The sequence below is a fragment of the Streptomyces racemochromogenes genome, assembly GCF_044129415.1.
GTDB lineage: Bacteria > Actinomycetota > Actinomycetes > Streptomycetales > Streptomycetaceae > Streptomyces > Streptomyces racemochromogenes_A.
In genome coordinates this window covers 76,866-87,303 of sequence record NZ_JBBDHD010000022.1, presented here as the reverse complement: position 1 = coordinate 87,303, position 10,438 = coordinate 76,866, and the positions used below count along the sequence as shown (strand labels likewise).

Genomic DNA, 10,438 nt, shown 5'->3' with positions numbered 1-10,438 from the left:
CGAGAAGCAGGGGAACCATGATTATCAACCTCCGAGCCGTCGTCTGCCCGGCCCCCCGCCGCCCATGCACGCGAACTTCACGGGTTTCTCACGGCAGTTGCGGGGAATCCGAGACGGCCGCATCACCGCGGTCCCGGGCGGGGCGACCAGGAGCGGGAGGCGCCGCGTCGCGCAGGCCCCGGCGTCCGACCGCCACGACGTGCGGGTCGGGATCGGCGGCGTACCGGGCCGGCGTGGCGTCGTCGAGGACACCCAGGCGTCGCAGTCCGCCGAGGGCCCGGCCGCGCACGGCCCCGTCGGCGTGCCGGGTCAGGGCCTGGAGCAGCGGTTCGTCCCGCGGGTTCCGGTACTCGGCCAGGCCGCTCACCGCAGCGGGCGTCACCGCCTCGGGGTCGGCGCACCAGGCCCGGTAGCGGGTGTGCGGATCACCGCCGGCGGCGCGCAGGCCACGGTCGGCGAGGCCACGTACCCAGGGGGAGCGGTCGGTGAGGTACGGCACGAGGCGCTCGGCGGCCCCGCAGGCCGCCAGCCGTTGCACGGCGGTGCCGCGGACCACGCTGTCGGACGCGGCGAGCAGCCGGTCCAGGACCGCGTCAGCGTCCGGAAGGTCCAGGACCATCGTGACGGCGAGCCGCCGGAGCTTGCGGTCGCGATGCCCGGCGGCGAGAGCGGCCAGGTCACCGGCGGTCGGCAGCCGGGCGGCGAACGCGTACCGCAGGGCCCGGGTCCGTACCTCGGGCGTCCCGCACTCGGCGAGGAAGTCGAGGAACCGTTTCCGCGCGGCAGTGTCCCGTCCCGCCGCGACCGCGGCGCGGACCGCCTCGAAGCGGTCCCGGTTCCCCTGGTCGGCCGTCAGCGCGATCCGGTACAGGGCGTCCGCGTCCAGCAGCCCGGCGGCCACACCGGCCCGTACCCCCGCCACCCTGGCGTCGGCACCCCGCCGCCCCCCACAGGCCAGCAACTCCCGGACGTCCGCCGCCCGAACGCCACCCGCCCGTGCGAGCACCGCGTCCCGCGCCCAGTTCCCGTGCCTGCGGACGCCGACGCGGAGCGCCAGGACGACGAGAGAACGCACGCGGCCGTCGCCGGCCGCGGCGAGGGCTTCGGCGAAGAGGGCGCGGGCCTGCCCCCGCACGCGCTCGTCGTTGTCCGCACAGCGCAGCAGGAGCAGCGGCAGCGGCGCCGCCGGACCGCCGGCGGCCAGCGCGGCGGCCCGGATCCGCGGGTCGGCGTGACACAGACACAGCGCGAGCTCGGACCCGGTCGGCACACCCGCCCAGGACGGGCCGTCCACACCCCAGTAGGGGGCGGTGTCCCAGTCCGCGATCTCACGTCCGTCGAACCAGTGGAACCCCACCTGGAGCCGGCAGGAGATGTTCCACCCGGCCACCCGGCGCAGGGTCCCCAGGAAGACGTCCTCGTCGAGCCGGACCCAGTCCTCAGCCCGCCCGGCCCCCACCGCCGCGGCCACACCCCTGCCGTGCAGCAACCGCTCACCTGCGCTGAGGAACCGGCTGGGCAGCAGCGACATGTTCACCATGAGCGGCACCCTAGCCCCCGTCGCACCTCCTCCACCCGGGGATTACCGCCCCGGCAGACACGACACGACGGGAGACGGCACCTGAGCGGTGTCACGGCGGCCGTCGCAGCCGGCGCTGCGCCGAACGGCTGGTACGCCCATACCGTTCGGGCGCTCGCCGACGGGGCTCCGCGGGCCGTCTCGTGCAGGAAACGTGAGGGCTGCTCCGGCAGCTTGGCCCTTGCACAGTTGCCATGCATATGATCAATCCTGGCCAACGGGGGAGGCGTTTCGTGTCCGGTTCCTTGTGGCGCGGTAGATGCTGATCACGCTGTAACAGGGGGATGCGGTGCTGACCTACGCGGAAGTCATGACCACGGACCTGGGCCTGCTGACGACGGCCGCCGGCAAGTGGGAGTCGATGGCGAGTGAGATCAACAAGGTCGAGACCCGCTACGGCGAGACCGTCCAGACGATCACCATGGGTGACACCTGGGCCGGCGTCAGCGCCGGGACCGCTCACACCCGTTTCCAGGCGACCCGGTACGAATACGCGGCCGCGCAGACCCAGGCGAAGGCGATCGCGAGCCTGCTGCGTGAGGCGCACACGCAGTTCGCCGACCTGAAGAAGAAGCTGGAGAGCGCCCGCGACGACGCGATAGCCGCCGGCATGACGGTCTCCGAGGGCGGGAACGTCGCCTTCGACTGGAGCAAGCTCACGCCCTCCGAGCGCAGCGCGTACCACCACGACCCCGACGGCCAGAAGACGATCAGCGAAGCCGTCGGCAAGTGGCAGAAGCACATCGACGACCGTGTGAAGGCCGTCGACGAACTCGACCAGAACGTCAAGCTCGCGCTGAGCGCCGAAGTCGTCGACAGCAACAAGGACGCCCTCGGCAAGGGCGCCGACCAGACCCTCGACGGCTTCAACGCGGGCGCCGAGGGCAGCCTGGACAAGGCCGTGAAGGACGCCAAGGCCGCCATGGCCGACGACGCGGACGTCAAGACGAAGGAAGACTCCGTCAAGGTGACCGGGCCGGATGCCGGCATCACCGTCACCGGCGTCAAGAACGGCAAGGAGGGTCAGGTCAAGGCCTATGCCGACCTCTTCCACGCGACCGCGAAGGGGGAGACGACGATGGGCGGGATCAAGCTCTCCGGCGTCGACGACTTCGTCGTCGGAGCCCGCGGCTCCGCGAGCTACGGGTTCACCAACAGCGGCCTCAGCGGCAAGGCGGAGGTGTCCGCGGGTGCCCGTACGCTGACCAGCGCCAACGCCGAGTACGGGTACGTCGGCGTCAACAGCCGCGTCGAGGGCTTCGCCGGCGGCGAGGCCCAGGTCAGCGCGGGCGTCGGCAAGGACGGCCTGAACGCCGGTGCGAAGGCGTTCGCCGGGGGCAAGGCCAGCGCCGCCGGCGGCGGTGAACTCGCCGGGCTCGGCGCCGGCGGCACCGCGGAGGCCTGGGCCGGCGCCGGAGCCGAGGCCAAGGCGACCTTCGGCAAGGGCGAAGACGGCAAATGGCACATCGGTGGCAAGGTGGGCGTCGCCCTCGGCGTCGGCGGCTCCGTGGGCGCCGAGTTCACGGTGGACCCCGACAAGGTGGGCGACGCCTTCGGTGATGCGGCCGACGCGGTCGGCGACTTCGCGGGCGGGGTCAAGGACACCGTCGGCGGGTGGTTCGACTGATGTACGTTTCCGAGGAAGGAGGGTTCCAGAAAATGCCCACGACACTGCCCGTACCCATCGAATTCAGCCTGCCGGACGACTGGCGGGCCGCCCCTCCGGACGAGGTCGGGGCCTCGGACGCGGCGTTCGTCGCGCTGCACCCGCACCCGGACTCCGGGTTCACCGCCAACATCACCATCGACGGCGACTTCATGGCGGACGGGACGACGCTGGAGGAGCTCGCGGACGCCTCGGCGGTGCGGGTCCGCGCGATGGCCGAGACCGCGGAGGTCGTCGGCCGCCGCGCGATCGGCTCTCCCGGCGCACCGGGCCTGACGCAGCGGCTGACCCTGTCGGCCGTCGTCGCAGGGGTCCACCGCGACCTCGTCCAGACGCAGGTCTACATGACCCTCCAGGACACCGGGGACCCGCACCGGCGCGCGATGATCCGGACGGTGCTGACGGCCACCGCCGCGCAGCACGACAGCGTCCTGGGAGACTTCCAGGACTTCCTGCGCACGGTGCGCCCGGACACGAAGGCGGCGGACTGACGATGGGCCTCTTCGACAAGCTCACCGGCACCCTTCGGCCCGACGCCGGTGTCGCGCCGCGGAGCGCGGCGGAGGTCCGGGAGGCGCTGCTCGCGGTCAACGCACCGGACAAGGCGTACCTCGTGCGCAACGCCCGGCCCGCGGAGAACGCCGACCTGGTGGCCGAGTGGCGGATCCTCGATCCTTCCTGGCACACCTTCTTCTTCGCGTCCCAGCTGGAGCGCACCCTCAAGATCAGGATGCGGCTGGTCGGCGACAAGCGCGAGGTGCGGGCGCTCGACGAACAGCTGGAGGTCAGCTGGGTCGGCGGGACGCCGAGGGTGGCCACGGGCAGCGAGTCCAGCCGCGGCCAGGTGACCACGGTCTCGAAGCGGTGGACGATCGAAAAGGGGCCCGACGGCAAGCGGGCCCTGACCGAGGACTTCGCCTTCGACACGGGTCAGCTGAAGGATCCGCTGCGGGAGGCGGTCCTCGCCGCGGGCTGGACCTGGCGCGGGGCGCTCCTCAAGCTGTGACCACGCGGCGGCGGCCCCGGTCACGATGAGGGGCGGAGCCGCCGAGCCCGTGCAGGGAGGGGAGGCCGGTCGTCAGTCGGGGGCGACGGGGCCTCGGTAGGGGAGGGTCTGGCTGTAGACGACGTTCGTGGTCGTGCTGCCGAAGCCGGCGAGTTCGTCCATGAGGGTTTCCAGGTGCTCCATCGAGGTCGCGGCCACCTTCAGGGTGTAGCAGTCGTTGCCGGTGGTGCGCAGGCACTCCAGGACCTCGCGGCGTTCGGCGAGGAGGCGGCGCAGCGGTTCGTGGCGGTTGCCGGGGTATTTCAGCCGGACGACGGCGAGGACGGGGTAGCCGACCTTGGCCAGGTCGATCTCGGCGCGGTAGCCCGTGATGACGCCCAGGGCCTCCAGATTGCGGACGCGTTCGGTGGTCGCCGAGGGGCTGAGGTTCACGCGGCGGCCCAGTTCGCTGAGGGAGACGCGGGCCTCCCGTTGCAGCTGCTCGATGATCGCCCAGTCCACGTGGTCGAGATTCCCGGTCATCTGCCGAAAGTACCAGCAAATCCACGGTGAGACAGTCCCGGTGCGGGGAACTGTCGGTTCCGTACGCCGTGATCGCCGGGATAGCCTCGAACCATGCAACTGGGCGTCAACGTCATCAATTTCGGCCCCGGGACCGATCCCGGCGTCCTGCGTGAATGGGCGCGGCTCGCGGAAGGCCTCGGCCTCGGCACCCTCATGGTGTCGGACCATGTGGCGGTCACGCCTGATGTGGCCGAGCGGTACCCGGAGCCGTTCTACGAACCGTTCACCACCCTGTCGTGGCTGGCCGGTCTCACCACCACGGTGCGGCTGGGCACGACCGTGCTCGTCCTGCCGTACCGGCACCCCCTGTTGGTGGCGCGCATGGCCGCCAACCTCCGCCGGCTGAGCGGCGATCGCTTCGTCCTCGGAGTGGGCGTCGGCTGGGCCCGCCAGGAGTTCGAGGCGCTGGGCGTGCCGTTCCCCGCACGTGGCCGGCTGACGGACGAGTGTCTCGGCCTCCTGCGGGAGGCCAGGGACGCGGGGCGCCCGGAGGGCGGCGTCCCCGTCTGGATCGGCGGCCACAGCGAGGCGGCCCTGCGCCGCGCCGTCAGGTTCGGTGACGCCTGGCACCCGCTGCGGCTCACCCTTCCGCAGATGCGCGCGATCCTGCGGCGGCACGCCCTGCCGGGGTTCGCCCCCCGGATCGCCCTGCGCGTCACCGGCGCCCCGGTCGACGCGCCCGACCGGCCCGCCGGCGTCGGCACCGTCGAGCAGATCGTCGACGACCTCCGCCAACTGCGCCTGCTGGGGGCGGACACCGTCGTACTCGACCCCTACCACGGAGATCCGGAAGAGACCCGCCGGCCCGACGCGGCATGGCAGGCCCTCACCACCGTGGCCACCCACTGGAAGAAGAGCGAACGATGATCACCTCGGCCGAGGAGGCCCTGCTGCGGCGTGCCATCGGCATCGCCGCCCACGCCGTCACCCTGGGCGATGCGCCGTACGGTTCGCTCCTGGCCGGACCGGACGGCACCGTGCTCGCGGAAGCCCACAACACGGTCCGCCGGGACGACGACATCACCGCCCACCCGGAACTGAAGCTCGCCCGCTGGGCCGCCCGCGAACTCGACCCGGAGTCGGCCGCACGCACCACCCTCTACACCAGCTGCCAGCCGTGCGGCATGTGCGATGGCGGCATCGCCCGCTCCGGCATCGGCCGCGTCGTCTATGCCCTGTCGACCGAGCAGCTCATCGCGCTCAACCCCCCGTCGGGCGCCTGGCCGGCCGTCCCGCACGACGGCCCTGCCCTCCCCGAGGAGGCGCACGCCCCCGTAGCGGCCTACTACCGGCCCACGCGATGACCACGCCCGGCAGCCCCCGCCGGCCTCCGGACCGGTGCACGCGCGTCATCAGCCGCGCGACGAGGCACGGCCCACCGTCGAACCGCCGGGCGGATGACGCGCCGTCCTCGACGCCGCGCCTGCGGGGCAGCCCAGGTGCTCGGCGCGCGCCGCGTGGGAGCGGTCCCGGTGGGCGCGGAGCGCCGGGGCCGTCAGCGGCGCAGGTAGGCGAGGACGGCGAGGACCCGCCGGTTGTCCTCGGTGGAGGGGGCGATGCCGAGCTTCGTGAAGATGCCCGCGGTGTGCTTGGCGACGGCGCTCTCGCTGAAGTGGAGGGTGCTCGCGATCGCGGCGTTGGAGCGGCCCTCCGCCATGAGCTCCAGGACGTCGCGTTCGCGCGGGGTGAGGGCGGATATGGTGCCCCGGGCCTCACCGCGTGCCAGCAGGCGTCCGATCACCTGCGGGTCCAGGACGGTGCCGCCCGCGGCGACGCGGCGTACGGCGTCGATGAACTGGCCGGTGTCGGTCACCCGGTCCTTGAGCAGATAGCCCACCGCGCCGTCGTCGCTGGACAGGAGTTCGTTGGCGTAGAGCTGGTCGACGTACTGCGAGAGGACGAGGACCGGCAGGCCGCGGTGGTGGCGCCGGACTTCCAGGGCGGCCTGGAGGCCCTCGTCGGTGTGGGTGGGCGGCAGGCGTACGTCGACGATCGCCACGTCCGGCCGCTCCCGCAGCAGGGCGCGCAGGAGGCCGGGGCCGTTGTCGACGGCGGCGACGACGTCGAAGCCGTGCTCGGTGAGCGTGCGGACCAGGCCGTCCCTCAGCAGGAAGAGGTCTTCGGCAAGGACGACGCGCACGGGATCTCCAGGGTGACGGTGGTGGGGCCGCCCTGCGGGCTGTGCAGGACGAGGCTCCCGTCGAAGGTAGCCAATCGCTCCCGGACGCCGACCAGCCCGGTCCCCCGGGAGGGGTCCGCGCCGCCGCGGCCGTCGTCGGTGACGGTGATGTGCAGTTGCGGGCCGCCGGCGTCCGCATTCTCGCCCTCGTCCTCGTGCGTGAGGCGTATGTCCACGCGGTCGGCGCCGGAGTGCTTCGCCGCGTTGGCCAGCAGCTCGTTGACGGCGAAGTAGGCGGCCGATTCGACGGCGGCCGGCAGCCGTCCCGTCATGCGGACCTCGACGGTCACGTCGAGGAAGCTGTCGAGGGCCAGGGAGCGTATGGCGTCGCCCAGGCCACGGTCGATCAGGACCGGCGGCTGGATGCCCCGGACCAGGCCGCGCAGGTCTTCGAGGGCCCGCCCGGACAGTTCGCGTACGTCGAGTAGTGCGGCCCGGGCGGCCGGCGGATCGACCTCCAGCAGCCGCACCGCGCTGTCCAGGCGCATCCCGAGGGCGACGAGCCGCGCCTGCGCCCCGTCGTGCAGATCCCGCTCTATGCGCCGCAGCTCTGCCGCCCGCCCGTCCAGCACCCCTGTCCGGCTGTCCGTCAGCTCTTCGACGCGGCGTCGGAGTTCGGTGACGCGCGGGGCCGCGAGCAGGCGGCGCCCCCACCGGGCGTGCAGGCGCAGGACGGGCGGGGCGAGGAGCAGCCCTGCCGCGGTGAAGCCCAGGCCCAGTACGGCCGCCGCGACCATCAGGGCGGTGCTGTGCACGGGGACGAAGGCGTACCAGTTGCCGTCGTCCAGGAGCCGCCACACGAAGGGCTGCACGAGTAGCCCGAACAGCCCGTACACGACCAGGGACGGCGGCACGGCGACCAGCAGGCCGCCCACCAGCGGCTCCAGCCATGCCCAGGACAGGTCTCGCCAGAACCTCGCGTCGGCCAGCACAGCGCGCGCCCCCGCGGGCCGGGGGAGCGGATCGGGTGCGGTGATCCGCACGCCCGACCACCGCTCCGCCCGGTGCCCGGCGCGTTCGGCGCAGCGGCGCAACGCGGCCGCGGCGGGCGGCAGGAGCCGCAGGCCCAGGCCGACGGGCAGCAGGAGCAGGGCTCCGACGACGCCCGCTCCGACGGCCGCCACCCGCAGGCCCAGCAGCCCGGCGAGGTGACAGCGGCCGACGGCGGCCGAGCGGCGGGACAACGCGGCGCGGAGAGGGCGTGATGTCGAACTCATGTCCCGTGCAGGGTAGCCGCCGCAGGCGCAACCGCCCGCTCCCGTGCGCGCCGGCCGCCGCGGAGGGTGACCGCGAGCACCGCCACCAGCAGGCAGGACAGCCCGAAGCAGAGCATGGGCGGGACGGCTCCGGACTCCTCGTCCAGGAAGAGGAGCAGTCCGAGGTTGACCAGGGCGTGGAAGCCACCCGCGTACAGCAGCCGCCGCCACCCGCCCAGACCGTCGAGTGCGATGCCCAGGACCACCGACATCGCCACCGTTGCCACGAGGAACGCGGCGGCGTAGGCGGGCGCCTGCGCGAAGACCTGCACGTGCCAGACCCCCCACAGCACGCCCACCGTCACCGAGGCGGCGAGCGTCCCCAGACGCGTGCGCAGCAGCGGCTGGAGGAAGCAGCGCCAGCCGACCTCCTCCCCGCAGGCCCCCACCAGCTGCGCCACCACGATCAGCGCGAACGACTGGTGCAGGGACCCCGGCGGCGTGAAGGGCGCCTGCCCGCAGACGGCGTAGGACCCGAGCACGCAGAGCACGACGATTAGCCCGGCGGCACCGAGCAGCACCGCCCCGCCCAGGGGGCGCGGACCGGCACCCGCCCCGGCGGCGCCCCGCAGCAGCTCGCCCGTCCGCCGGCGCTGGTACAGCGCGAGCGCGCCCACCGCGAGGGCCGGCCCGAACTGGGTCAGTTGCACGACCTCCTGCGGTATCCCGGTCGCCGGTTGTAGCGCGCCCAGGGTCCCGGCCGCCAGGGAGGCGACGACCGTGAACACTCCTACCGTGCCCCACACCCCGCCCCGACGCCGGGTCCGCCCCGCGGAGTCCCCGTCCATGCGCCCCATGAGCACCTTCCCCGTTCACCCGATGATTCCGTCGGATCCGTCGGATCCGTACGCCGACCACGATGCCGTGCGGCGCCGGGCAGGCCACTGCACCTGGCAACCGGGCCGGGGTGGACCTGGATGCACCCCTTCCACCGCGCCCCGCCGAGCAGCGGTCCGCGCACCCCTGCCGCGCCGCACCAGGCGGGCAGCATGTAGCCCTGCCGGCCGAGTTCCTCCCCGAAGCACAGCGGGTACGGACACCAGCGCGCTCGGCACGAGCGGCGCTGACCGCGTCAGCCCGCCAGGGCCGCGGTGATCCGGCGGGTGGTCTGCGCGGCGACGCGGGGGTCGGTGGCGGCGTACGCGACGTGGGCGTTGAGGCCCGTCGCCAAGGCCCAGCCCCGCCCGCGGGTCCCATCGCGCCCCGGGCCCGCCTGTCGACCGCTTTTCCCGGCCCGCATCCCGCCACTCCCGCATCGGGGTGGCACGTGCCGCCCCCAGGGTGGTCCTGGCTCTCCCAGGGAACGGCAGGCTCTGGTTGGCCGTCCCGGCCGGCCGCAGAGTGGTCCTCATCCGCCCACGCCGGGCCGGCCCACCGGGACCGGCCCGCGCAGCAGACCCAGGAGCACCCCATGAACCACCCCGCCCTCGCCGCCCGTACCGCTGTCGTCACCGGAGCGGCCAGCGGCATGGGCGCGGCCACCGCCCGCCTGCTCGCAGCGGGTGGTGCCCGCGTCGCCCTGCTCGCCCGGCGCACCGACCGCCTGGACGCGCTGGCCGCCGAACTCACCGCCGCCGGGGGCCAGGCCCTCGCCGTCACCGCGGACGTCACCGACCAGGCATCCGTCGACGCCGCCGCCAAGGCCGTCCACCACGCCTACGGCCGGGTCGACCTCGTGGTCAACAACGCCGGCGTGATGCTGCCCAACCCCCTCTCCGCGGCCCGGCTGGACGAGTGGACCCGCATGATCGACACCAACCTCACCGGAGCCCTGCGCGTCATCCGCGCGTTCACCCCCGACCTCACCGCAGTCGCCGCCGAAGGCCGGACCGCGGACCTGGTCAACGTCTCCTCCATCGCCTCCCACGTCCTCTTCCCCGACTACGCCGTGTACGGGGCCACGAAGGCCGCCCTCACCCAGCTCTCCGCCGCACTGCGCACGGAGCTGGGCCCGTGCGACGTCCGGGTCAGCACCATCGAGCCGGGCCTGACCGACACCGAACTCCCCGGGCACATCGACAACCCGGAACTGCGCGAGCAGCTCGGCGCGATGTTCACCGCGATCCCCGCCCTCGCCGCCGAGGACATCGCCGACCTCGTCGCGTACACCGTCAGCCGTCCGCGACACGTCAACCTGCGCCAGTCCATCGTCCTGCCGACCCGCCAGGCCTGACCCCTCCCGGCCGCC

Annotated in this window: 11 protein-coding genes and 1 pseudogene; 6 read left to right on the top strand and 6 right to left on the bottom strand. The window is 73.5% G+C overall.

Annotation, left to right across the window (positions count from 1 at the left end; translation table 11 throughout):
* Window positions 1–88: 88 nt before the first annotated feature.
* Complete coding sequence (locus tag WDV06_RS11820; protein WP_395509628.1) at window positions 89–1,540, bottom strand: HEAT repeat domain-containing protein; 1,452 nt, start codon at window positions 1,538–1,540, stop codon at window positions 89–91.
* A 349-nt stretch (window positions 1,541–1,889) separates the two neighbouring features.
* Between WDV06_RS11820 and WDV06_RS11815 the strand changes: the two genes are divergently transcribed.
* Genes WDV06_RS11815 through WDV06_RS11805 form a run of 3 tightly spaced genes read left to right on the top strand, consistent with a single transcriptional unit; the run spans window position 1,890 to window position 4,251 of the window.
* Window positions 1,890–3,206: a hypothetical protein gene (locus WDV06_RS11815; RefSeq protein ID WP_395509627.1), complete on the top strand. Its 1,317-nt coding sequence runs from the start codon at window positions 1,890–1,892 to the stop codon at window positions 3,204–3,206.
* Between the two features lie 32 nt (window positions 3,207–3,238).
* The gene (locus WDV06_RS11810; protein WP_395509626.1) at window positions 3,239–3,736 is read left to right on the top strand and encodes a hypothetical protein; all 498 of its coding nucleotides are present in this window, start codon (window positions 3,239–3,241) and stop codon (window positions 3,734–3,736) included.
* 2 nt (window positions 3,737–3,738) lie between these two features.
* Entirely contained in the window at window positions 3,739–4,251 is a 513-nt protein-coding gene (locus WDV06_RS11805) for a hypothetical protein (protein WP_395509625.1), read from the top strand.
* A 72-nt stretch (window positions 4,252–4,323) separates the two neighbouring features.
* On the opposite strand, the gene WDV06_RS11800 is transcribed toward WDV06_RS11805, so the two are convergent.
* Window positions 4,324–4,773 (bottom strand): Lrp/AsnC family transcriptional regulator, encoded by a 450-nt coding sequence (locus WDV06_RS11800; RefSeq protein ID WP_395509624.1) that lies wholly within the window; start codon window positions 4,771–4,773, stop codon window positions 4,324–4,326.
* A gap of 93 nt (window positions 4,774–4,866) precedes the next feature.
* Between WDV06_RS11800 and WDV06_RS11795 the strand changes: the two genes are divergently transcribed.
* On the top strand, window positions 4,867–5,682 hold the full coding sequence (locus WDV06_RS11795; protein ID WP_395509623.1) for an LLM class flavin-dependent oxidoreductase: 816 nt from the start codon (window positions 4,867–4,869) through the stop codon (window positions 5,680–5,682).
* Window positions 5,679–6,119 (top strand): nucleoside deaminase, encoded by a 441-nt coding sequence (locus WDV06_RS11790; protein ID WP_395509622.1) that lies wholly within the window; start codon window positions 5,679–5,681, stop codon window positions 6,117–6,119. Before WDV06_RS11795 ends, WDV06_RS11790 begins: the two co-directional genes overlap by 4 nt.
* A 191-nt stretch (window positions 6,120–6,310) precedes the next feature.
* Here the strand turns inward: WDV06_RS11790 and WDV06_RS11785 are convergent, their stop codons facing one another.
* The 4 genes and pseudogenes from WDV06_RS11785 to WDV06_RS11770 form a co-directional block, all read right to left on the bottom strand.
* On the bottom strand, window positions 6,311–6,955 hold the full coding sequence (locus tag WDV06_RS11785) for a response regulator transcription factor (RefSeq protein ID WP_395509621.1): 645 nt from the start codon (window positions 6,953–6,955) through the stop codon (window positions 6,311–6,313).
* A complete protein-coding gene (locus tag WDV06_RS11780; protein WP_395509620.1) occupies window positions 6,919–8,211 on the bottom strand; it encodes a sensor histidine kinase in 1,293 nt (430 codons plus the stop codon). The genes WDV06_RS11785 and WDV06_RS11780 overlap by 37 nt, the downstream gene beginning before the upstream one ends.
* Window positions 8,208–9,038 carry a CPBP family intramembrane glutamic endopeptidase gene (locus WDV06_RS11775; RefSeq protein ID WP_395509619.1) on the bottom strand — a complete coding sequence of 277 codons (831 nt, stop codon included), beginning with the start codon at window positions 9,036–9,038 and terminating at the stop codon, window positions 8,208–8,210. Before WDV06_RS11775 ends, WDV06_RS11780 begins: the two co-directional genes overlap by 4 nt.
* Window positions 9,039–9,322: 284 nt before the next feature.
* A pseudogene (locus tag WDV06_RS11770) lies at window positions 9,323–9,442 on the bottom strand (phosphotransferase); the annotation flags it as partial.
* Between the two features lie 219 nt (window positions 9,443–9,661).
* On the opposite strand from WDV06_RS11770, the gene WDV06_RS11765 reads away from it, so the two are divergent.
* On the top strand, window positions 9,662–10,423 hold the full coding sequence (locus tag WDV06_RS11765; protein ID WP_395509618.1) for an SDR family oxidoreductase: 762 nt from the start codon (window positions 9,662–9,664) through the stop codon (window positions 10,421–10,423).
* The last annotated feature ends 15 nt before the right edge of the window (window positions 10,424–10,438 follow it).

Coding starts and splice junctions, on each gene's coding strand:
- WDV06_RS11795 (WP_395509623.1), top strand. CDS start 4,867: ATGCAACTGGGCGTCAACGTCATCAATTTCGGCCCCGGGACCGATCCC.
- WDV06_RS11810 (WP_395509626.1), top strand. CDS start 3,239: ATGCCCACGACACTGCCCGTACCCATCGAATTCAGCCTGCCGGACGAC.
- WDV06_RS11815 (WP_395509627.1), top strand. CDS start 1,890: ATGACCACGGACCTGGGCCTGCTGACGACGGCCGCCGGCAAGTGGGAG.
- WDV06_RS11775 (WP_395509619.1), bottom strand. CDS start 9,038: ATGGACGGGGACTCCGCGGGGCGGACCCGGCGTCGGGGCGGGGTGTGG.
- WDV06_RS11805 (WP_395509625.1), top strand. CDS start 3,739: ATGGGCCTCTTCGACAAGCTCACCGGCACCCTTCGGCCCGACGCCGGT.
- WDV06_RS11800 (WP_395509624.1), bottom strand. CDS start 4,773: ATGACCGGGAATCTCGACCACGTGGACTGGGCGATCATCGAGCAGCTG.
- WDV06_RS11765 (WP_395509618.1), top strand. CDS start 9,662: ATGAACCACCCCGCCCTCGCCGCCCGTACCGCTGTCGTCACCGGAGCG.
- WDV06_RS11780 (WP_395509620.1), bottom strand. CDS start 8,211: ATGAGTTCGACATCACGCCCTCTCCGCGCCGCGTTGTCCCGCCGCTCG.
- WDV06_RS11790 (WP_395509622.1), top strand. CDS start 5,679: ATGATCACCTCGGCCGAGGAGGCCCTGCTGCGGCGTGCCATCGGCATC.
- WDV06_RS11820 (WP_395509628.1), bottom strand. CDS start 1,540: ATGGTGAACATGTCGCTGCTGCCCAGCCGGTTCCTCAGCGCAGGTGAG.